The organism is Agarivorans sp. QJM3NY_30 (assembly GCF_050870855.2).
Taxonomy (GTDB): Bacteria; Pseudomonadota; Gammaproteobacteria; order Enterobacterales; family Celerinatantimonadaceae; genus Agarivorans.
In genome coordinates, this window is record NZ_CP194038.2 from 620,611 (window position 1) to 642,500 (window position 21,890).

At 45.0% G+C, this 21,890-nt stretch carries 23 protein-coding genes and 1 pseudogene (1 of these 24 running past the window's edge); 16 read left to right on the plus strand and 8 right to left on the minus strand.

Annotation, left to right across the window (positions count from 1 at the left end):
* Positions 1 to 4: 4 nt before the first annotated feature.
* The 3 genes from aroB to ACRRSX_RS02840 all read left to right on the plus strand — a co-directional run bounded on the left by aroB (position 5) and on the right by ACRRSX_RS02840 (position 3,516).
* A complete protein-coding gene (gene aroB / locus ACRRSX_RS02830; protein ID WP_432454726.1) occupies positions 5 to 1,081 on the plus strand; it encodes a 3-dehydroquinate synthase in 1,077 nt (358 codons plus the stop codon).
* Positions 1,082 to 1,091: 10 nt separating this feature from the next.
* On the plus strand, positions 1,092 to 2,570 hold the full coding sequence (locus ACRRSX_RS02835) for an AAA family ATPase (RefSeq protein WP_432454725.1): 1,479 nt from the start codon (positions 1,092 to 1,094) through the stop codon (positions 2,568 to 2,570).
* Positions 2,571 to 2,673: 103 nt separating this feature from the next.
* Complete coding sequence (locus tag ACRRSX_RS02840) at positions 2,674 to 3,516, plus strand: Dam family site-specific DNA-(adenine-N6)-methyltransferase (protein WP_432454724.1); 843 nt, start codon at positions 2,674 to 2,676, stop codon at positions 3,514 to 3,516.
* 25 nt (positions 3,517 to 3,541) lie between these two features.
* Here the strand turns inward: ACRRSX_RS02840 and ACRRSX_RS02845 are convergent, their stop codons facing one another.
* Both ACRRSX_RS02845 and ACRRSX_RS02850 read right to left on the minus strand, forming a co-directional pair.
* Positions 3,542 to 4,204, minus strand: a complete 663-nt coding sequence (locus tag ACRRSX_RS02845; RefSeq protein ID WP_432454723.1) for a DNA-methyltransferase — start codon at positions 4,202 to 4,204, stop codon at positions 3,542 to 3,544.
* 465 nt (positions 4,205 to 4,669) lie between these two features.
* Positions 4,670 to 4,852 carry a DUF2970 domain-containing protein gene (locus tag ACRRSX_RS02850; RefSeq protein ID WP_432454722.1) on the minus strand — a complete coding sequence of 61 codons (183 nt, stop codon included), beginning with the start codon at positions 4,850 to 4,852 and terminating at the stop codon, positions 4,670 to 4,672.
* A gap of 118 nt (positions 4,853 to 4,970) precedes the next feature.
* Here ACRRSX_RS02850 and rpe point away from each other — a divergent pair, with 118 nt between their 5' ends.
* From rpe to ACRRSX_RS02890, 8 genes and pseudogenes are all read left to right on the plus strand, one after another.
* Positions 4,971 to 5,648, plus strand: a complete 678-nt coding sequence (gene rpe, locus ACRRSX_RS02855) for a ribulose-phosphate 3-epimerase (RefSeq protein ID WP_432454721.1) — start codon at positions 4,971 to 4,973, stop codon at positions 5,646 to 5,648.
* Between the two features lie 16 nt (positions 5,649 to 5,664).
* Positions 5,665 to 6,360, plus strand: coding sequence for a phosphoglycolate phosphatase (locus tag ACRRSX_RS02860; RefSeq protein WP_432454720.1), 696 nt, complete (start codon positions 5,665 to 5,667; stop codon positions 6,358 to 6,360).
* 31 nt (positions 6,361 to 6,391) lie between these two features.
* Positions 6,392 to 7,396: a tryptophan--tRNA ligase gene (gene trpS / locus ACRRSX_RS02865; protein ID WP_432454719.1), complete on the plus strand. Its 1,005-nt coding sequence runs from the start codon at positions 6,392 to 6,394 to the stop codon at positions 7,394 to 7,396.
* 178 nt (positions 7,397 to 7,574) lie between these two features.
* Complete coding sequence (locus ACRRSX_RS02870; protein WP_432454718.1) at positions 7,575 to 8,159, plus strand: anthranilate synthase component II; 585 nt, start codon at positions 7,575 to 7,577, stop codon at positions 8,157 to 8,159.
* A gap of 288 nt (positions 8,160 to 8,447) precedes the next feature.
* A pseudogene (locus tag ACRRSX_RS02875) lies at positions 8,448 to 9,658 on the plus strand (aspartate aminotransferase family protein).
* A 112-nt stretch (positions 9,659 to 9,770) separates the two neighbouring features.
* Entirely contained in the window at positions 9,771 to 10,799 is a 1,029-nt protein-coding gene (astA, locus tag ACRRSX_RS02880; protein WP_432454716.1) for an arginine N-succinyltransferase, read from the plus strand.
* 46 nt (positions 10,800 to 10,845) lie between these two features.
* Positions 10,846 to 12,315 (plus strand): succinylglutamate-semialdehyde dehydrogenase, encoded by a 1,470-nt coding sequence (gene astD / locus ACRRSX_RS02885; RefSeq protein WP_432454715.1) that lies wholly within the window; start codon positions 10,846 to 10,848, stop codon positions 12,313 to 12,315.
* Between the two features lie 10 nt (positions 12,316 to 12,325).
* The gene (locus tag ACRRSX_RS02890) at positions 12,326 to 13,114 is read left to right on the plus strand and encodes a DUF1338 domain-containing protein (protein WP_432456109.1); all 789 of its coding nucleotides are present in this window, start codon (positions 12,326 to 12,328) and stop codon (positions 13,112 to 13,114) included.
* A gap of 57 nt (positions 13,115 to 13,171) precedes the next feature.
* Here the strand turns inward: ACRRSX_RS02890 and crp are convergent, their stop codons facing one another.
* Positions 13,172 to 13,810: a cAMP-activated global transcriptional regulator CRP gene (gene crp, locus ACRRSX_RS02895; RefSeq protein ID WP_432454714.1), complete on the minus strand. Its 639-nt coding sequence runs from the start codon at positions 13,808 to 13,810 to the stop codon at positions 13,172 to 13,174.
* Between the two features lie 210 nt (positions 13,811 to 14,020).
* Here crp and ACRRSX_RS02900 point away from each other — a divergent pair, with 210 nt between their 5' ends.
* Complete coding sequence (locus ACRRSX_RS02900) at positions 14,021 to 14,428, plus strand: OsmC family protein (protein ID WP_432454713.1); 408 nt, start codon at positions 14,021 to 14,023, stop codon at positions 14,426 to 14,428.
* Here the strand turns inward: ACRRSX_RS02900 and ACRRSX_RS02905 are convergent.
* From ACRRSX_RS02905 to ACRRSX_RS02915, 3 genes are read right to left on the minus strand one after another with little or no spacing between them, the layout of a single operon-like run.
* Positions 14,425 to 15,294, minus strand: coding sequence for a phosphoribulokinase (locus ACRRSX_RS02905; protein WP_432454712.1), 870 nt, complete (start codon positions 15,292 to 15,294; stop codon positions 14,425 to 14,427). The genes ACRRSX_RS02900 and ACRRSX_RS02905 overlap by 4 nt on opposite strands.
* Positions 15,295 to 15,329: 35 nt before the next feature.
* The gene (locus ACRRSX_RS02910; protein WP_432454711.1) at positions 15,330 to 15,578 is read right to left on the minus strand and encodes a YheU family protein; all 249 of its coding nucleotides are present in this window, start codon (positions 15,576 to 15,578) and stop codon (positions 15,330 to 15,332) included.
* Positions 15,575 to 16,567, minus strand: a complete 993-nt coding sequence (locus ACRRSX_RS02915; protein WP_432461090.1) for a hydrolase — start codon at positions 16,565 to 16,567, stop codon at positions 15,575 to 15,577. The genes ACRRSX_RS02910 and ACRRSX_RS02915 overlap by 4 nt, the downstream gene beginning before the upstream one ends.
* 131 nt (positions 16,568 to 16,698) lie before the next feature.
* Between ACRRSX_RS02915 and ACRRSX_RS02920 the strand changes: the two genes are divergently transcribed.
* Both ACRRSX_RS02920 and ACRRSX_RS02925 read left to right on the plus strand, forming a co-directional pair.
* Complete coding sequence (locus ACRRSX_RS02920; RefSeq protein WP_432454710.1) at positions 16,699 to 18,099, plus strand: coniferyl aldehyde dehydrogenase; 1,401 nt, start codon at positions 16,699 to 16,701, stop codon at positions 18,097 to 18,099.
* A 94-nt stretch (positions 18,100 to 18,193) separates the two neighbouring features.
* Positions 18,194 to 18,364, plus strand: coding sequence for a hypothetical protein (locus ACRRSX_RS02925; protein WP_432456107.1), 171 nt, complete (start codon positions 18,194 to 18,196; stop codon positions 18,362 to 18,364).
* A gap of 17 nt (positions 18,365 to 18,381) precedes the next feature.
* On the opposite strand, the gene miaA is transcribed toward ACRRSX_RS02925, so the two are convergent.
* Both miaA and ACRRSX_RS02935 read right to left on the minus strand, forming a co-directional pair.
* Positions 18,382 to 19,308 (minus strand): tRNA (adenosine(37)-N6)-dimethylallyltransferase MiaA, encoded by a 927-nt coding sequence (gene miaA / locus ACRRSX_RS02930; RefSeq protein ID WP_432454709.1) that lies wholly within the window; start codon positions 19,306 to 19,308, stop codon positions 18,382 to 18,384.
* Between the two features lie 120 nt (positions 19,309 to 19,428).
* Positions 19,429 to 19,650: a DUF1127 domain-containing protein gene (locus ACRRSX_RS02935; RefSeq protein WP_432454708.1), complete on the minus strand. Its 222-nt coding sequence runs from the start codon at positions 19,648 to 19,650 to the stop codon at positions 19,429 to 19,431.
* Positions 19,651 to 20,346: 696 nt separating this feature from the next.
* Between ACRRSX_RS02935 and ACRRSX_RS02940 the strand changes: the two genes are divergently transcribed.
* Both ACRRSX_RS02940 and ACRRSX_RS02945 read left to right on the plus strand, forming a co-directional pair.
* Positions 20,347 to 21,471 carry a pyridoxal-phosphate-dependent aminotransferase family protein gene (locus ACRRSX_RS02940; protein ID WP_432454707.1) on the plus strand — a complete coding sequence of 375 codons (1,125 nt, stop codon included), beginning with the start codon at positions 20,347 to 20,349 and terminating at the stop codon, positions 21,469 to 21,471.
* Between the two features lie 74 nt (positions 21,472 to 21,545).
* Positions 21,546 to 21,890: the 5' portion of a flavin reductase family protein gene (locus tag ACRRSX_RS02945; RefSeq protein WP_432454706.1), read on the plus strand. Its footprint extends 270 nt past the window's final position; the window shows 345 of its 615 coding nt (coding positions 1-345); the start codon lies at positions 21,546 to 21,548; the stop codon falls past the right edge of the window.

The window sequence follows — 21,890 nt, forward strand, 5'->3', positions numbered from 1 at the left end:
AATCATGGAATGTTTAACAGTTGCTCTCGGTGAGCGTAGTTATCCCATCACTATCGGGCAAGGACTAATTAGTCAGCCCGATTTTTTTACTTCTGCTATTGCTAGTAAAAAAGTAATGGTTGTTACAAATACTACGGTCGCGGAACTCTATTTAGAGCCTCTGTTGAAGGGTTTGAGTGCTTTTCAAGTGGATGTAGTTAGTTTGCCCGATGGCGAGCAGTACAAAAACTTGCAGACACTTGATCTTATTTTTTCTGGATTATTGGAAAAACAACATAGCCGTGATACCACCATTGTTGCCTTAGGCGGCGGCGTGATTGGGGACATGGCTGGATTTGCTGCCGCTTGTTATCAACGGGCGGTTCCTTTCGTACAGGTACCAACCACTTTATTATCGCAAGTTGACTCATCGGTTGGTGGTAAAACCGCAGTGAATCACCCTCTCGGTAAAAATATGATCGGTGCTTTCTACCAACCAAAGGCGGTACTGATCGATATTGATTGTTTAGCGACCTTGGATAAACGTGAGTTATCAGCGGGCATGGCCGAAGTAATCAAGTATGGCATTATTTATGATGCTGACTTTTTCACTTGGTTGGAGAATAATCTTGATCCGTTGATGCAATTAGATGCAGTATTAATGACTCAAGCAATTGCTCGTTGTTGCGAAATTAAAGCCGAAGTTGTGGCTAAAGATGAAACCGAGCAGGGGATTAGAGCTTTGTTAAATCTAGGTCATACCTATGGTCATGCGATCGAAGCAGAGCAAGGTTATGGCGTTTGGCTACATGGCGAAGCAGTTGGGGCGGGAATGGTGATGGCTGCCGAAACCGCTGAGTTAGTTGGAATGCTCTCTCAACAGCAAGTACAACAGATCCGAACTTTGATTAAACGTGCCCAGTTACCGATTGCTCCACCGGCAGATATGGGGGTTGCGCAATTCCTACCTCACATGTTGCGCGATAAAAAAGTACTAAATGGGAAACTTCGTTTAGTATTACCGAATGCTATCGGTTCAGCAGAAGTTGTTGATACGATTACTGAAAATAATATAGAAACAGTTATTCATCGATTTCAATAAGGCTATTTGAATGGTGAGAGTGCGGCCTGATGCCGAGTTTGCGCAACTGCAAAGCCAATTACGTTTGCGCGATAGACTGATCACCCAAATTCGTTTTAGTGCCAAGCTAATTTGTATTACTGGCAGTGTGGGCTCGGGTAAATCCTTTATCGCCAGTGGGATACTCGAACGTGCTCAGTTCGCGAATCATGCCTTAGTGACTGCCAGCGATAAAGACGATGGCTCTCGCTTGCGTCGAGAACTGCTACAACAGTTATTACATGATCCATTGTTTAACCAAGATGATCCTTTATTTGATAGCTTTAAACGCAATGTACAAGAAACCAATGCTCCGTTAGTGATTATGATCGATGATGCCCATCGATTAACGACAGAATTACTAAGAGAGTTGTTGGAGTTTTATCAACATTACAATCAGCTATACCAATATTCCTTATCGTTACTGTTATTCGCAGAAGCTAGCAATAGCTTTAGTGCTCAGTTGGATGTGTTGAGCGCTGATATTCTGTATTTTGAGGTTCCCTCACTGAGCGACAATGAGTCTTTTGAATTGGCTTCATTGTTATTTAATCGAGCCGAGTATGTTGCGGAGTTTGAAAATCAGCAAGCAATCGAACAACATATAGCATCGGCGAAAGGAAACCCTCGTCTTATTTATCAATTTGTCGATCAAATCGTTACTGGAGATATCCCCATGTCGGAAGCTAGTGCTCCTAATAGAAAAAAACTTTATATCGCCATTGTTGTCGTATTGTGCGCAGCAGTCGCTGGTTTACTGGTTCAGTTGGTCAACGACTGGGGTAAAGAGGATAAGGGAAATGATAGCCGTATTGCCTTGGCTCTTATGGAGGAGCCGACTTTAGCCAATGGCTCTACTCCAGCCGAAGAATTCGCATCGGCGCAAGCGAATTCCAGTTCTAGCACTCAAGTCGATACCGCTAAACTACCTTCGTTAGATGTTGCGACAGAAGTTGATTTAACCGCACAAAGTCAAGCCAAGCAATTACGAGTGGTGGTTGAGGATGATGTCGTGAGTAAGTTGTTAGCGGATCAGGGAAAAGCCGAAAACCAAGCTAAGCCTGACTTGACGAGCAACATTAATGATAGTGAAAACTTGTTGGTTGAGCCACAACCATCAACAATATCGACCGATAAAATTGAGCCAGCCGATGTGACGAAAGAAGTTCCAATTCAGTTGACCGATGTGAAGTCTTTGCTTCAAGCTAAACCAGCGAAACATTATACTTTACAGTTAATGGCGTTGAAAAATCGAGAAAAAGCCGAGCAATTTGTTTCTTCTCGCAAATGGTATCATGAGGTATGGGTCTACCATTCATCGGCTAATCCAAATGTGCCTTATAAAATCATTTATGGTGATTTTACGACGCGGGAGCAGGCTCAAGCTGCACGTCTCAATTTGAAAAAGCAGAATCTGGATTCTTTGATCAAGCAATTTAGCCAAGTTCAGTTCGAATTAACGGAATCGTGATGACGCATCTTCGAGCCTTTTTTCAGTGGGTAGATCATTTTGGCGAAACAAGGCAGAAGACTGATTTGTTGGTGTGTCAATTATATTTAGCTGAAGGTCATCTGTGAGTCGTAATATATCTTCAGTTAATCGTAAGTCTCCGTTGAAGTGGGCTGGTGGCAAGAAGCGCATTGTTGATGAAATCAAAGTGAATCTTCCATCTACTGGAAAGAAGCGTTTGATTGAGCCATTTGTAGGTGGCGGTTCGGTGTTTCTTAATTTTGAGTTTGATGAATACCTATTGGTGGATACTAACCAAGATCTCATTAATCTGTTTGGGTTCATTAAAACGCAGCCGGATAGATTTATTAAGGAAGCAGAAAACTTCTTTATTGGTAACCATAATCATCCCGATTTTTACTATCAGCTGCGCGAGCAATTTAATCAATCCACAGATCCATATGAACGCTCATTACTCTTCGTCTACTTAAATCGACACGGTTATAACGGGCTATGTCGTTATAATAAAAGTGGGGGATTTAATGTACCTTTTGGACGCTATAAGCGGCCTTACTTTCCTCGAGAAGAGTTTATCGAATTCTCTAAGGTCGCTCAGCGTGCATCATTTGTATGTGGTGATTTTGAACAGGCATTTCTCGCCGCGGGTGAACATGATGTTGTTTATTGTGATCCGCCTTACTCGCCAATTAATCGAACCTCGAACTTTACTGCTTATGCTGGAAATAAGTTTACCGATGATGACCAACGTCGTTTAGTTGAATGCGCGCTGCAAGCGAAGCAGCGTGGTGTATCTACACTTATATCAAACCACTTTACCGACTTCACTCAGGAGCTATATGCTGGCGCTGATACACTTAGCTTGTTGAGTGTTCAACGTAATATTAGCTGTAAGGGAAGTGTGCGAGGCAAGTCTAAAGAGGTTATGGCGCTTTATTCGGGAAGCTAGGCGGCGCATTAAAGCGCCTTGTTTGTTAGTTTATTTCTGCAACTCGATTTCGAAAGTGTTGGTGAGCGGATTCCGAAATATCGCATCCGAGATATTCTCGGCCTAAGTTTTTAGCGGCGATTAAGACCGAACCAGATCCAAAAAATGGATCGACGACCAGCTGATTTTTCGTGCTGCTTTGAGAAATTAGTGTTTCAAGCAATGGCACTGGCTTTTCTGTGGGATATCCGCGATAAACTCGTTTACATTCAAGAATATCTGGTATGCCTAAATTATTGAGTTTCTTTTTTCCTTTTTCAAAGAAAAGGATGTACTCGTGACGAGCTCTGTAATGGTATCCCATGCCGATTGTGACTTTATCCCAAATAATAGGTTTCCAAAATTTGAATCCTATTTTTTCTGCAATTGGTTTTACGACAAACATTGTTTCTTGATCGCAGAATAAGTAAAAATGCGAATTGTTCTTCAGAACCCGATATATCTGCTTGAGAAGCGTTTCAAAACGCGCATTCGGGAAAATTTCAAACCACTGATTACTGGACGATTTACTTACTTTTAGTCTGGTGGTTGTCCCGATATTTCGGTGCTTTTCCAGGGACTCGTAGGGTGGATCTGTGATTAAAAGATCGACGCTTGCATCGGCAAGTGTCGCAAGCCAACTGACCGCATCATCTCGATAAATTTGCATTGAACCTCTAGACTAAACTGCTACATACGCGCCCATTTTCTGAGACATGAGAAGGTACACCTTTCTTCAATTTACGGCAATCGATACAATAACTTTGATCGCCATCTGGATTTTTAGCCGTTTTTCTCGCAGGTGTCTTTCCAAAGGATAATGGGTAGGGATGAAATACATGTTCACCGCCGTTTGCAGCTGAACAATGTGGGCAAGATTTATAGTTTCTAGTGGTTTGAGGGTCTTTTTTATAGATCATTCCATTCTTTAATGCTCTGTTACAACAGTTACAAGCCATATTATTCATCCTAAGTGATTTAGTGATAAATAATATAAGGCGAATCACCAACTGATTTTGAGATTGACCCGAGATTTACGAGTTCAAGATGTGGTCGTTCTCAAGCCAATGAAGGGAACTCGAATCATCCGCTTAGATTGACTCGAGTTGGTGAGTCGAGAGGATATCTCAAATCATTAAGTGATCGCGGTGACTAGTAATACCAGACTCATTACGAGGGCCAATACCATCACGATCCCAAGGCCGATAAATTGCCAAGCTTTACCCTGACTAAAATCCTGCTGGCGTTGTTTGTCTGATTGAACACCTAATAATGCGGCGAAGACACTTTTCAGTATACTTGAAGGCTTTTCGGCCATTATTTAGTCCCTATATTGAGGCGGTTTAAGTCAAGCATAAAACAATCTTGGTAGAGTGATTGGATCATGCCTCAAGCTGCGCTAAAATTGCGCACTTTCAAACCCAATGGTTATTCCAATGAGCACACCTTTTTTAATTGCCCCTTCTATTCTAGCTGCTGATTTTGCCCGTTTGGGCGAAGAGGTGGAAAATGTACTTGCCGCAGGCGCAGACGTGATCCACTTTGATGTGATGGACAATCACTATGTGCCAAATTTAACCTTTGGGCCAGCCGTATGTCAGGCCTTGCGTAATTACGGCATTGAAGCGCCTATCGACGTGCATTTAATGGTTAAGCCAGTGGATAGTCTGATCCCCGAGTTTGCGAAAGCGGGGGCAAGCATGATTACTTTTCATGCCGAAGCTTCAGAGCATATTGATCGTAGCTTACAACTGATCAAAGAGCAGGGCTGTCAAGCGGGCCTAGTATTGAATCCCGCGACGCCACTACACTACTTGGATTATGTGATGGATAAGTTGGATATGATCTTGTTGATGTCAGTCAATCCCGGTTTTGGTGGTCAAAAATTCATTCCTGGTAGCCTTGATAAATTACGTCAAATTCGCGATAAAATTGATGCCAGTGGTTATCCGATTCGTTTAGAAGTGGATGGCGGTGTCACGCCGGATAATATTGCCGAAATCGCCGCCGCAGGCGCTGATATGTTTGTTGCTGGCTCGGCTATTTTTAGCAAACCAGATTACCGAGCAGTGATTGAGCAAATGCGTGCCGAATTAGCCAGTTTAAGTAAATAATAAGTAGTGAGCCTATATGACAACGTTAAACAAAATTAAGCTCATCGCTTTTGATTTAGATGGCACATTAGTCGATAGTGCGCCCGATTTGGCCTTAGCCATTAATGCGATGTTAGTTGATTTAGGTCGTGATGTGTTTAGTGAAGCGACGATCCGCCATTGGGTAGGCAATGGTGCCGAAGTTTTGATTAAGCGAGCACTCTCTGGTTGTTCAGAGATTGCGGCAGATCTAGATGAAGCGCTTTACTTAAGTGCAAAACCTTTATTTAACCGACATTATGCTGAAAAGCTGTGTGTAGCGAGTCGCTTATATGCAGGGGTTCGTTTAAGCTTAGCGGCGTTAGCCGAGATGAACCTTCCAATGGCGATTGTGACGAATAAACCAAGCTTGTTTACCCAACCACTATTAGAACAGCTTGATCTTGCGCAATACTTTGATGTGGTATTATCTGGTGATAGCTTAGCGCGTAAGAAGCCAGACCCTCTACCTTTAACTCACTTAGTTGGTCAGTATCAACTGGGTATTGAACAGTTGCTGATGGTCGGTGATTCAAAAAATGATATTCAAGCAGCAAAAGCTGCAGGATGTCGCTCACTAGGCTTGACCTATGGTTATAACTACGGTGAAGATATTGCCTTAAGTGACCCCGATTTTGTGGCGGATAGCCTCGAGACCCTGGTTGAATTAATGTCGGGTTCAGTCACGGCTTAAGTCCCATTTGTATTGTTTAAGTAGGAAAATCATGAGTAAACCCGTTGTATTAAGTGGCATTCAGCCATCCGGTTCGTTAACCATTGGTAATTATATTGGGGCGATTAACCAGTGGATCCACATGCAAAATGAATATAACTGTCATTTCATGCTGGCAGATTTGCATGCGATAACAGTTCGTCAAGAACCTAAGCAATTTAAAAACCAAGTCTTAGATGGTTTAGCCATGTACATAGCTTGTGGTTTAGATCCCGACAAGAGCACCATCTTTGTCCAATCACAGGTACCAGAGCATGCTCAACTCGCTTGGGTACTTAATTGTTATACCCAAATGGGCGAATTGAATCGGATGACTCAGTTCAAAGATAAGTCGACCAAGTATGCGAATAACACCAATGCGGGTTTATATACTTATCCGGCTTTAATGGCGGCGGATATATTACTTTATCAGGCAAATGCGGTGCCGGTAGGGGAAGATCAAAAGCAACATTTAGAACTCACGCGTGATATTGCTAATCGTTTCAATAATCTTTACGGCGAAGTGTTCACGGTACCCGAACCATTTATTCCTCAGTTTGGTGCGCGAGTGATGTCGCTGCAAGAGCCAACCAAGAAGATGTCTAAGTCCGACGATAATGTTAAAGCTTTCATCTTGCTTAGCGATACACCCAAACAAATTGCTAAGAAAATTAAAGCTTCGGTGACCGACTCTGATGAACAGGCGCGGATCTATTTCGATCGAGAAGAAAAACCCGGTGTGTCTAATTTGCTCACGTTACAGTCGGTGGCAACTGGCCAGTCAATTGATGACTTGGTCGCGGGATATGCTGGTAAAATGTATGGTCACTTGAAAGTGGATACCGCCGATGCGGTGGTGGCAATGATGGAACCTATCCAAGCGCGCTATCATGCGCTGCGTGAAGATGAGTCAGCCCTGCAAGCAATCATGGCTAAAGGCGCGGCGCGAGCTAGTGAGCAAGCTCGCCAAACACTACATTCGGTCTATGAGGTACTCGGTTTTATCGGCTTAAAATAGCCTTTACAGCTTGCGGTTCGAAGAAAGCCCAGTGAATGCTGGGCTTTCGTGTTTGTAAGACGTTTGCTTAAGCGAACACGGGTTTTTAGCTTAACGAAAGATCAACCGACCTTCAGCAAAATCGTATAAGATAGTCCTCTTTTATGGCTTTGCATTATGAGTGAGACGATAAGGCTGCATGTTACTCATTATCGATAATTACGATTCGTTTACTTATAACCTTTACCAATATTTTTCGCAGTTAAAGGTTGAGGTTAAGGTGGTGCGTAACGATCAGCTCAGTATTACGCAGATCGAACAAATGGCGCCGACTCACCTGGTTATATCACCAGGACCTTGCTCGCCCAACGAGGCGGGGATATCTTTACAGGTGATCGCTGAATTTGCCGATCAATTGCCTATATTGGGGGTGTGTCTGGGCCATCAGTGTATCGCTCAGCATTTTGGGGCGAGAGTGGTCAGAGCGGACATGCCGATGCATGGTAAGGTCAGGCCAATCCATCATCAGCAGCAATCAGTATTTATGGGTTTGGTCAGTCCAATGGCGGTCACCCGTTATCACTCTTTATTAGTAGAGGCTGATAGCCTGCCAGATTGTTTGGAAGTCACGGCTTGGAGCCATGATCAGCAAGGGCAAGCTTATGAAATCATGGGGCTGCAGCATCGTTCTTTGCCGATCCACTCGGTGCAGTTTCACCCGGAAAGCATTCTTACTGAACAAGGTTTAGGCTTACTCGATAACTTTATTCGTTCGACTATATAGAATGCTAATGTTTAATAACGGTTTAATTTTATAATTAAATCGAATGAATAATTTATGCATATTTATGCGAAAGTTTATGTGTTTTAGAGTAAAATGGCTTATTTGGCAGGACGCTTATTTAGAGCTATGCACTGAACTTGCGTAAAAATGGTTATATTTTGTATGGTGCTTTTGCAGTATGCTCAGACATCATGCTCGATATTTGTCATAATCCCAAGAATATTTACAAACTGTTAACTTCTCTGGCTATCGTTATAGGAATCGCCAGATTGATAAGGAGAACGCTACATGTCACATGCTGTAACTCGTGCGCTTTTTGACCAAGTCATGGTTCCCAATTACGCCCCCGCGGCGATTATTCCGGTGAAGGGCGAGGGCTCTCGTTTATGGGATCAAGAAGGGCGGGAGTATGTCGACTTTGCTGGTGGAATCGCGGTCAACTGTTTGGGGCATTGTCACCCCGCCTTAGTGAAAACCTTGACAGAACAGGGCCAAACACTATGGCACCTGAGTAATGTGCTGACCAACGAACCAGCTTTACGTTTGGCTGAAAAATTGGTGAATAGTACCTTTGCCGAGAAAGTATTTTTCTGTAATTCAGGCGCGGAAGCCAACGAAGCGGCCCTAAAGTTGGCTCGTCGCTATGCGATTGAACATGGAAGCCAAGAGAAAACAAAAATCATTGCCTTCGAACAAGGGTTCCATGGACGTACTTTCTTTACCGTGACGGTGGGTGGACAAGCGAGTTATTCCGACGGTTTTGGTCCTAAACCCGCAGGTGTTGAGCACATTCCCTACAATGATACCGCCGCGCTGGAAGCGTTGATTGATGATCAAACCTGTGCAGTGATGATGGAACCTCTCCAAGGAGAGGGGGGATCATTAGCGCCGATCTAGAATTTGCAAAAAAAGTTCGCGAGCTGTGTGATAAACACCAAGCATTACTTATTTTTGATGAAGTACAAACTGGCGTCGGCCGCACAGGGGAACTCTACGCTTACATGGGTCTAGGGATCACGCCGGATATACTCACCTCGGCGAAAGCTTTAGGTGGGGGGTTTCCTATTGCGGCTATGCTGACGACAACTGAGATTGCCGCCTCAATGAAGGTCGGCACTCATGGCAGTACTTATGGTGGAAACCCCTTGGCCTGCGCTGTGGCAGCAACTGCCTTCGATATTGTTAATAGTGAATCAGTATTAGCGGGTGTGAAACAACGGGAGCAGTGGTTCAGAGAAGCTTTAATGGCGATTAATGATAAATATCAGGTTTTTTCTGAGGTGCGCGGTAAGGGACTACTGTTGGGTGCGGTGCTGAATGAGCAATATAAGGGGCGTGCGCGCGACTTCTTAGTGGCTGCGGCGGCGGAAGGGCTTATGGTTCTGGTGGCTGGGGCGAACGTGATCCGTTTTACCCCTTCTTTAATTATTCCTCAGCTTGATATAGAGCTGGGTATGCAGCGTTTCGAACAAGCAATTGCCAAAGTGGTAAACGGCTAGTCTTATGGGCTTAGTCTCCTTGTGATACTAGGCCACTTCAATGCTTTATTATCATTCGGCGTGACTCTAAAGGGTCGCGGTGGTTTGTTATTTGATGAATGGAGACTTCGCTATGTTAGTTATCCGCCCTATTAAGGAAACGGACTATCCTGCGTTATTACAAATGGCGGTGGCTTCAGGGGTTGGCTTCACCTCTTTACCGGTTGATGAGCCTCTTTTAAAAGAAAAGCTCGCCCATTCGATACGTTCTTTTACCGCAGATGCTGACAGCCCAGGCAATCAACATTATTTAATGGTTGCTGAAGATAGCGACACCGGAGAAGTGGTTGGGACCACCGCTATTGATGCGGCTGTGGGGATGAGTAACCCCTTCTATACTTACCATCTCGGAAAAGTGGTTCATGCTTCGCGTAGCCTCAATGTTTATAACGTGGTTGAGACTCTTACCCTGACTAATGATTATACCGGGGTGACTGAGTTATGTACGCTGTTTTTGCAAGAATCGCATCGTCGTGGAAACAATGGACGCTTATTATCCAAATGTCGTTTCTTATTGATGGCTGAACATTCGCATTGTTTTAATGATTCAGTGATCGCCGAAATGCGGGGGGTCTCTGATGAACACGGGCGTTCACCTTTTTGGCAGTGGTTACAGGATCATTTCTTTAGTGTTGATTTCCCGACGGCAGACTACTTAACTGGGGTTGGTAAGAAAGAATTTATTGCCGAGTTAATGCCGAAATATCCGATATACGTCAACTTATTGAGTAAAGAAGCACAGGCGGTGATTGGTGAGGTGCATGAAAAAACTCGTCCAGCTTTACGCCTGCTCGAATCTGAAGGTTTTTGTAAACACGGTTATGTGGATATTTTTGATGCTGGGCCGACCGTCGAGTGCCCATTAAAGTTGATCGAAAGTGTCAAACATTCCCTCAAGGTGAGCATCAGTATTGCGGAGCCCGCCGCCTCTGCTGAAGAAATGTTACTAAGTAATGCTCGCTTAGTTGATTTTAGAGCTTGTGTGGCGGCGATCCAGTTAGATTCCGACTCATTGCGAGCGGTTATATCGGCTAGTACTGCAGCAGCCTTAGAGGTACAAGAGGGTGATCTGATTCGTATTGGTGCGCTACGTTTAGAATAGTCATAGGCTCGCCCATGGGGCCGCTATAAAGGATGTGAGGTTGTAGATGGAACATTTAAATCAGTTTATTAATGGTCAATGGCTAGCGGGTCAAGGTGCCTCGTTTCAGTCTATCGATCCAGCCAAAAATGTTTGCGTTTGGCAGGGCAATGCTGCGTTATCAGCGCAAGTCGATCAAGCGGTTAAGGCGGCACGATCGAGCCAGTTTGACTGGTATATGCTTGGGCTAGAATCAAGAATTGCAGTGATTAAACAATTCGCGGCCTTGTTGGAGCAAAATAAAGAGCGCCTAGCCTTAGTGATTGCCCAAGAGACCGGTAAACCCTTGTGGGAAACTCGCACCGAAGTTGTCGCGATGATCGGCAAGGTGGCTATTTCCGAGAAAGCCTATGCCGAGCGAACTGGCGAGTCATCTTCTGAGTTACCGATTGCAAAAGCGGTATTACGTCACAAGCCGCATGGTGTGGTGGCGGTATTTGGTCCCTATAATTTCCCAGGACATTTACCTAATGGCCATATTGTTCCCGCTTTAATTGCCGGTAATAGTGTGGTGCTGAAACCTTCAGAACTCACGCCTTATACTTCGGAATGTATCGTTAAATTATGGCAACAAGCGGGTTTGCCTGAGGGGGTACTTAACTTACTGCAAGGGGAGGTGGTTACAGGTAAGGCGCTGGCTGCTCATCCTGATATCGATGGGTTATTTTTTACTGGTAGTTCTAACACGGGTCACTTATTGCATCAGCAGTTTGCCAGTCAGCCGGATAAAATACTCGCTTTAGAAATGGGCGGCAATAATCCCTTGGTGGTTGACCAAGTCGCCGATGTTGACGCTGCGGTACACGATATTGTTCAATCCGCCTTTATTTCGGCAGGACAGCGCTGTACTTGCGCACGCCGTTTGTTTTTGCCTCGTAGTGAACAAGGTGAGCAGATCTTAGCCCGTCTATTAGAAGTCACTCAAGCCATTCAAGTGGGTCTCTATGATGCCGAGCAGCAGCCCTTTATGGGCGCAATGATTAGTGCGAAAGCTGCCGCAGGAATGGTTGAGGCCCAACGGCAGTTGCAACAGCTCGGTGGGCAGTCCTTGCTTGAGCTACAGCAGCTAGAGCAAAACAAGGGCTTGGTTACACCTGGTATTATCGATGTGACGTCTGTTGCTGCGCTGCCCGATGAAGAGTACTTTGGCCCGTTATTGCAGGTGCTCCGTTATCATGACTGGGATGACGCGATTGCTCAGGCAAATCATACTCGATTCGGTTTATCGGCAGGCTTGCTGAGCCATGATCCGCTAAAATGGGAAAACTTCCGTCATCGGATCCGCGCCGGTATTGTCAATTGGAACCGTTCGATTACCGGCGCTTCGAGTGCTGCACCTTTTGGTGGCGTGGGCGCTTCTGGAAATCATCGGGCTAGTGCTAAGTATGCGGCGGACTACTGTGCTTATCCTGTCGCCTCTATGGAAGGTGAAGCCAGCGTGATGCCAGCGGTACTCAGCCCAGGCTTACACTTTTAGGGAGAATATGATGACCTTAGATTTGTTTTTTGAACGTTTATGGCAACAATATTTGGCGGTGACACCTAGCGCCGAAGCGATCCATCAGCTGTTGGGCGATGGTCATCAGATCGTCAATGATCATATTGCCATTCGCAGCTTTAATTTACCGAATACCGGTGTGGAAGCTTTTGCGAAACACTTATTGGCGATGGGCTATCATCGAGGAGGAGAATACCATTTTGCGAATAAGCACTTAGACGCGGCTCACTTTGAGCATTCCGACCCGAGTATTCCCAAAGTCTTTATTAGTGAATTACAGGTTGAGAGCTTGTCTGATAAGGCGCAGATGATTGTTCAAGGTTTGGCTAAGCAGGTGCCATTAGCGCTTTATCAACAGCCAGAAGTTTTTTTCTGTGGCCGTCCATGGCAATTGAGCTACGCTGATTATCAGCAGCTACTTGAAGAAAGTGAATATGCCGCTTGGTTGGCTGCTTATGGTTATCGAGCGAATCATTTTACGGTGTCAGTCAACCAGCTACCGCATTTCGACAGCTTACAACAGGTGAATCAATGTTTGAGTGAGGCGGGTTATGTGCTCAATAAGCTTGGTGGTGAGATCAAAGGTTCGCCGGAAGTGTTATTAGAGCAATCTTCAACTATGGCAGATTTATCTGAAGTAGTATTTAGTGATTCTAGTCAACGCATTCCCAGTTGCTTCTATGAGTTTGCACTGCGTTATCCATTACCGAACGGTGAGTTATATTCCGGCTTTGTTGAAGCTTCGGCGGATAAAATATTTAGTAGTACTAATCGTTAGTTGGCACAATAAAAAAGCCGCATAAGCGGCTTTTTTTATAGGTAAACAGAGAGTTGCTTAGCGGGTACCGTAAACCACAATTGTTTTACCGTGGGCGGTGATAAGCTCTTGCTCTTCTAGCATCTTAAGAATACGACCAACCGTTTCACGAGAACAGCCAACAATTTGGCCGATCTCTTGGCGGGTAATCTTAATTTGCATACCATCTGGATGAGTCATCGCATCTGGCTGTTTCGCTAGGTTTAGTAAAGTCTGAGCAATTCGACCAGTCACGTCTAAGAAGGCTAAATCACCCACTTTTTGGCTGGTGATCTGCAGGCGGGTTGCCATTTGCCCTGACAAACGCATCAGGATCTCAGGATTCACTTGAATCAGTTGACGGAATTTCTTATAAGAAATTTCGGCAACCTCACAAGGGCTTTTAGCCCTGATCCAAGCGGTCCGGATCGGGTTTTCAGTGTCTTCGAAAAGGCCTAGTTCGCCCATGAAGTCACCTTGATTCAGATAAGACAAGATCATTTCCTTGCCTTCTTCATCTTTAATTAAAACCGCGACTGAGCCCTTGACTATGTAGTATAGGGTTTCGGCTTTTTCGCCGGCATGAATTAGGGTGCTTTTTGAAGGGTACTTATGTATGTGACAGTGAGAAAGAAACCACTCCATCACCGGATCAGCTTGAGGTTTGCCAATTACCATATTAAAGAAATCCTCTGTCTTTATAATTATTTACCAGCTATATACTTAGTAAATTGTATTTATTCTAATTGTTTTCCATCCACCCCTAGCATAAAAGGCTTCGGACTTTGCTGCAAGGCATTTATACGCCTTTAGTATGAGGTAATTACTAGCCATGAACCTTGACCTAGATTAAGCTGGTGAACGAAATATTAAGCAGGAGAATCTAATATGAAAGCGTCGGTCAAGTGGTCAAAAGAACTACAGTTTATTGGTGAAAGCAGTTCAGGCCACCAAATATTGATGGATGGCGACGCTGCGAAAGCTGCTCCGAGCCCGATGGAGTATGTCTTAATGGCGGCTGGTGGATGTAGTTCTGTGGATGTCATTTCCATTTTATCTAAGGCTCGGCAGCAAGTGACTGATTGCCAAGTTCATTTGGATTCAGAGCGAGCCGAGGCGGCGCCGAAGGTATTTACCAACATCCACCTGGAGTTTGTCGTAAGTGGGGTGAATTTGAGCGACAAGCACGTTGCCCGAGCGGTGCAATTGAGTATGGAAAAATACTGCTCGGTATCGTTAATGTTGGGTAACAGCTGTGAAATTAGCCACAGCTATCGGATTGAAAGCGCGAGTTAACGAACTTTTCCGGTTTCCAGCAATTGTTGGATCATCGGTGATAAAATTAGCTCCATGGCGAAACCCATCTTTCCTCCTGGAACCACGATGGTGTTTTGCCGCGACATATAAGCACCGTCAATCATCTGTAACAGATAAGGAAAATTAACGTTTTTGAGTCCTCTAAAACGGATCACTAACATGCTTTCATCGAGTGACGGAATACTCTTAGCGCTAAAAGGGTTTGATGTATCGACCGTAGGGACGCGCTGAAAGTTGATATGGGTACGCGAAAATTGTGGGGTGATGTAGTTGATGTAGTCATCCATTGAACGAACAATTGAATCTTGCACGGCTTCTCGTGAATGGCCTCGTTCGGTGGTATCCCTCACCAGTTTTTGGATCCACTCTAAGTTCACAATCGGCACCATGCCGATCAGCAAATCAACTTTTGACGCGACATTTTTTTCATCGTAAACCACGCCGCCGTGCAAGCCTTCATAAAATAATACTTCGGTTTCTTCCGGCAGTTCCTGCCAAGGGGTAAACGTGCCCGGCATTTGATTGTATGGCACGGCTTCGTCGAAGGTGTGCAGATAACGTCGATATTGACCAGTACCATCTTCGCCATATTGTTTGAAAAATTCATACAACAAATTGAAGTCGTTGGCCTCCGGGCCGAAGTAGCTGATGTGCTTTCCGTGTTCGCGAGCCTTTCGGATGGCTACATCCATCTCGGGTCGAGTGTAGCGGTGAAAACTGTCGCCCTCAATAAAGGCTGCATTCAGTTTATGTTGCCTAAATAAGTGAGCGAATACCTCACTGGTGGTTGACGTTCCGGCACCGGAAGAACCAGTGACAGCGATAATAGGATGTTTAGCTGACATAATGACCTATCTGTAAGTGAGACTATAAACATGATTTATACATCATCCTGCAGCCTATCCGTGGCTGAGGCATTAAATTGCTCTTTGGCAATCAAGTTGACTGTTTCATGTAGTTCTGAGTATACGATTAAAACTGAACCATTAATAACCTGTTGTTTAATTTGCTCTCGTTTGTCTTCTAAACTCAACTCTTGTTCACCATAGTCGGTGCCTTCACGTAATACGAAACTTTCGAGTAAAGCTTCGAAAGTGTCGGCCGCTAGGTTTTGCCAAGGAATTATCATGAATTAGCATGCTCTTTTGTGTTGAGGTGCTGGCTAAACCACTGTGGAATAGCAGACTCTAGCCAGAATGTTGGACGAAATAGGCTACCACCGACAAATCCTACATGTCCACCAGTGCGGCTTAGTCGATATTCAATCGCGGGGCTGATTTGCTCATTTCGCGGGATCACTCTTGCGTCCATAAAAGGATCATCGGCGGCGTGGATCAGCAAAGTGGGTAAGCCAATGTGCTTGAGTAAGGGTAAGCCGCTACAGCGTTGGTAATAGTCAACGGCACCTGCAAACTGATGGGCTGGGGCGGTGTAGTGTTCATCAAACTCTACGAAGTTACGCCAGCGCTTGACTTGCGTTTGTTGCAGTGGGGCTTGTGGCATACGGCTAATCTTTTTACAGAGGTTTTTTTTCATCCGGCTGAGTAAGTGATGCTGGTATATTTGAGAAAAACCCTGTTGTAGTCGCTGGGAACAGGCGGCTAAGTGCAGTGGCGCAGAGATGACCGCGGCCGCAGTTAGCGGTGAGCGTGGTTCTTTCGCTAGATAATTCACCAACATATTCCCGCCTAGCGAGTAGCCCAAGGCGAATAGAGGGGCTTTGGGATTGAGTGCGTGTAAATGCTCAATACAAGCTCGTGCGTCATCAATCTCGCCACTGTGGTAACCGCGCCATAGCTTGTTGGGTTTACCACTACATCCTCGAAAATGCATCACCACTGCTCGCCAGCCTTGCTGTTTACAAGCTTGTAAGATCCCCTTGGCATAGGGTGAATGTACACTGCCTTCTAAGCCATGGAAGACGAGCACGATTGCTTGTTCTGGTTTGTCAGTCTTGGCACTATCAATCCAAGCGAGATCGATAAAGTCACCATCGTCTAGATCTAACTGTTGCCAATCCAAATTGAGTTTTTTGTTGCGCAATAACAAAGTGGGCAGCAGAGTTTGAATATGCCGATTACGAGCCCACCAGGGCGCTTTAAAGTGCGTAGAGTTAATTTTTTGCCTCCATTAAAACCACTGAGTAAACGATATGGTGTGGCATAACAATTTTCGAGTTTGGTCAAATTAGTTTACAAGTTACTCATGGTAACATAACCTTTGTTCACGGCAGATGATTGAGATAGCACATGAACCAAGCAAGCAAACTGCAATTGTCCCAAGAGTTAAGCGATTTGCAAGCGGCTTATCGTCAACAGCCTTACCCTAGTTTAGCGATACGTCGCTACCATCTTAGCCAAATGCTGCGGCTGTTGCTCGATAATCAAGCCGCTATTATCGCTGCGATTAGTGACGATTTTGGTTATCGCAGTCCGCATGAGTCGAGGCTGATTGAAATTTTCCCGGCCATCGAGGGCCTGCGTTATAGTCTAAAACACCTCAAAAAATGGCTTAAGCCACAACATCGTCAGGTGAGTCTTTGGTACTTTGGAGCGAGTAATCGGGTTCAGGCTCAACCGCTCGGGGTGGTTGGGGTCATTGTCCCCTGGAACTACCCTCTGTATTTGGCCTTCGCGCCCCTTACCGATGCACTGGCGGCAGGAAATAAGTTGATGATTAAAATGTCTGAACTTAGTCCCGCCTTAAGCCATTTGCTGATCCAATTGTTGCCAAAGTACTTGCCCGACGATGTGCTGCGGATCTATTCAGACGACGGCTCACTGGGGCCAAGTTTTTCAGCCTTGCCCTTTGATCACCTCATCTTTACTGGTTCCACCCAAACAGGGCGTAAAGTGATGGCGGCCGCCGCGCAAAACTTAACCCCTGTTACCTTAGAGTTAGGCGGAAAGTCACCAGTGATCGTGGCTGAGGATTATCCCATAACTCAGGCGGCTGAGCGAATACTGATGGGGAAGCTGCTGAATGCTGGGCAAACTTGTGTGGCACCCGATTACGTGTTGCTTCCCAAGGGAACGAGGTCAGCTTTTATTCAGGCTTGTTTAGCTTATACCGCCAAACACTACAGCGATATGTCAGATCCTGCTCTTTCTAATATGATCTCGGCGGATTTTTTAACTCGGCAGGTGAACTTGCGCGAGCAGGCAATAGCCCAGGGCGCTGAATTTATCCCGTTAATTGCTGGTGAATGTGCAGGGAAATTTACGCCGGGTTTGTTAGTTGACGCAGCTGCGTCATCCTTGGTGATGCAGCAAGAGATTTTTGGTCCACTATTACCGATTGTCGAATATCAAGATTTGTCGCAGGCCATCACTTATGTCAACCAAACTGCACCGCCGTTGGCCCTTTATCTATTTACCAAGCAGTTTGGGGTGCAGCTACGAGTGCAGCAGCAAATTCAAGCTGGTGGCCTGTGTATTAATGAGGTGTTACTACATGTGGCTCAGCATCAGCTGCCATTTGGCGGAGTCGGCAGCAGTGGTATGGGCCACTACCATGGTTACGATGGTTTTGTGCAGTTTTCTAAAATGCTGCCAATCTTTAAACAAGGTCCATTTGCAGCGACTCGTTTGATGCGACCGCCTTATACCCGCATCAGCGACTACTTGCTTAAATTGATGACCCGTGGATAATCGAATTAGCCAAAGTTAAGGGGGAGCGCTAGTGGATTGCCAGTTTTGTTCTCGGGCATGGTTTGTAGAAAAGTTAGGGCGTTGTAAGCAATGCATGATTTTGGCCAACTTGGGTTGGATACTGATGTTATGCCTTTGCATTGTCTACCGAGGAGATATAGCCGTGTATCGGCTGAGCTTATGGGCTGGTTTTGCCGCGTTTGCTAGTTTAAGTGCTGCCCATTGGTTGATGTTTTTTTATTACCGATGGTTTGCGTCAAAATAGTCACATGCGGCCAACTATTAATCCGTGTTTAGACTGCTTAAATGAGGTGCTATCACTTGCTCAGCTTGAGTTAATAATGAGTTTTCTGGCGATAGCCAATGGATCTCATCACCGCGACGCTCCATCTTTCTGAACCAGGTATCCTGGCGTTTGGCAAATTGGTGGATTTGAGAATTGAGCTTTTGAAACATATCGTTATAGCTCAGCTGTTGTTGCAGGTATTGTGCGACTAAACGGTACTCTAAGCCATAAAACTCTAGTTTTGCATAGCTCACACCTTGAGCGTGCAGGCGTTCAACTTCTTCCACTAAACCCTGTTCAAGCCGCTGTTTTAAACGTAGCGTGATGCGTTGACGGAGTACTGCTCGCTCCCAACGGATCCCCAAGTAAAGTGGCTTTATCTCGGGGTGAGGGGAGGTTTGCGGGGGCGCTGTGTCTGACTCGGCAATTTCAATGGCTCGCACTAAACGCGGTCGGACCTGTAAATCAGTATTATTATGTTGCTCGGGCTTTACTGAGAGTAAACGTTGCTGCAGTTGCTCTAGGCTGAGTTCTGCAAGCTCGTTACGTAGGGCCTGATTGCTTGGTACTTCATGTAGCTGATAATTTTGGGTCACCGCATCAATGTACAAACCTGTTCCACCAACCATAACGGGGAGCTGTTGTCGTTGTTTAATTTGCTGGTAGGCTTTGAAGAAATCACGCTGAAAATGAAATACGCTGTATTCGGCCTCAGGTTCAACGATATCAATTAGGTGATAGGGGATCTCCTGGTATTCATCCAGATCTTTACCCGAGCCTAAATCCAAGCCTCGATACACTTGCCTAGAATCGGCAGATAGTATTTCGCCGCCGTAAAGTCTGGCGATCTCCACGCCAAGATGGGTTTTTCCTGATGCGGTAGGCCCGAGAACAACCAGCAAGTTTGCAAGATTAGTCGACATAGTAGTATTGATTACAGAGTGTTGGCGGGAATGGTAACAAGAAAAAACAAAAACGGCATGTGCAGAAGCAACATGCCGAGTGAAATAGCCTGAGATCCTTGGCAAAAATGGTGTTTAAGCCTAGTTTTCCCAGAAGTTTTTGCGAGACTCTTGGTAGCGGTCTGCTTCTGTTAAACCGATATCACGTAATAAGTACGCGGGTAATTGAGCCAATTGACGGCGGGTTTTTTGGCGCTGGATCCACACATTACAAAGATTGTATAACTCAACAATACCGTGTTGGGTTTGTGGTAAGGAAGAACTGTGTTTATTGCTGTGGATCGTGTTTATATTGATATTCATATCGAGGACCTCATCTCAGTTGATGGGAGAATAGTAGTTCTGAAATGCGAGGTTCTCAAACAAGTTAAATTGCAACCTAATCATTAGAAAAACTAATGTAACGTGGTTTTTTTATAGAGCCGTTTTGAATCGATTTTAGACGTGAATAAATATTCATAAATGTGAATGTAAAATTCATTTGAATATTTTATTTAGCATTTTTGTAGCAGTTTATTTACTCTCTGAGCCTTTATTTTAGGGATTCACATTTATGCTAAAGCTTTGTTGTGATCCAGGTCGTTATTGCGTAATTATTCGCTAGTTGAATTGCCTCTAGATTGACACTTAATCCCCCGTAAATAAAGGGACTATTGGTGGTTTGAATTAGTCGTTCATTTTTTGTTTAGGATCAATTTTGGAATACCATGAAAGCCTTCGTTGTTTATTTGTTTTGTTGCAACCTTGTGCATGATCTGTTGCTTGGTTGATATCAAAAAGATCGGTTTTTGATCGAATTTGACATGAAGCATTTTAGGCTGAGGAATGAACCACAAGTTCGCTGGGTTAATGTTTTTTTGGCTTAGTTAATTTAACCTAAATGATTTTTGTGGCTTGCTGGTGATTGTTCGTTTTACATTCAATTGTTTGTACGCTAATGCTAGAGTGCATAGGCGACAAAACATAACGACAATAAATAACTAACGATAAGGACATGGCATGAACCTAACATCCTTTAATCCGCCGCGGCGGATTTTAATGGGCCCCGGCCCTTCCGATATTTCACCACAAGTATTACAGGCACAGAGTCGTCCCATTATTGGCCATCTTGATCCACTGTTTGTAAATATGATGGATGAAATTAAGGCGCTGCTGCAATATGCTTTTCAAACTACGAATCAACATACCTTTGCGGTTTCCGCTCCTGGCTCTGCTGGCATGGAAACTTGCTTTGTGAATTTGGTCGAGCCTGGTGACAAGGTTATTGTTTGTATTAATGGGGTATTTGGTCAACGGATGTTGGAAAATGTCGAACGTTGTGGCGGTATCGCTGTGGTGGTAGAGGATGCTTGGGGGCAGCCTGTCTCTCCGGCAAAAGTGGAGCAGGCCTTACAGCAGCACCCCGACAGTAAAATCGTGGCTTTTGTGCATGCCGAAACCTCTACTGGTGTCGCGTCTGATGCACAGGCTTTATGTGGCTTGGCCAAGCAGCACGGCTGTTTGTCGATTGTAGATGCGGTGACCTCCGTCGGCGGGATCCCGGTTTTGGTTGATGAGTGGGGGATTGATGCAATTTACTCTGGCAGTCAAAAGTGTTTGTCTTGTGTGCCTGGTCTATCGCCGGTGAGCTTTAGCCCAGCGGCGGTTGAAAAACTGAAAGGCCGTAAAACCAAGGTGCAGAGTTGGTTCTTAGACCAAAGCTTGGTTATGGCCTATTGGTCAGGTGAGCAAAAACGTTCTTATCATCATACCGCTCCTGTGACAGCTCTATATGCTTTGCATGAGTCACTGCTGATGTTACATCAAGAAGGCTTAGAGCAAGCTTGGCAGCGGCATGCGCAGCAACATGCCTTATTAGCTGCGGGTTTGGACAAATTGGGATTAAATCTGATGGTAGAGATTGCATATCGATTGCCGCAATTAAATCTGGTTGCGGTGCCTGAAGGTGTAGATGAACAAGCGGTTCGCGCTCGTTTGTTGAATGACTACAATTTGGAAATTGGCGCAGGCCTTGGACAGTTTGCAGGAAAGGCCTGGCGAATTGGTTTAATGGGATATGCGGCACGTCAAGAGAATGTGAGCTTGTGTTTAGCGGCACTTGCCGAGGTATTGGAACAAGACTAGCGGTTTCTCCTATACTCAAGCATGAAACCCGCGTCGGCGGGTTTGTTGTTATATTACTTTAAAGGAGCTATTTTGTGTTCATCGATTTTGCTGAGTTAACGAGTCAGCAGATTTACCACTGTATGACTCAAACTATCGTCCCTCGCCCTATTGCTTGGGTTTTGAGTGATAACGGGCAAGCTGCTTCCTATAATTTAGCGCCATTTTCGTATTTCACTGCAATAAGTTCAGATCCACCCTTGATCATGCTATCGCTTGGTAAGAAACCGGATGGTTGTGACAAAGACACTAAAGTGAATATTGAGCAGCGTCAGTATTGTGTGGTTCATCTCGCGCATGCTAAGCAAGCCAAATTAGTGACTGAATCTGCCAGAACACTTCCCCACGGCGAATCAGAAGTTGAGGCGCAACAACTCGCG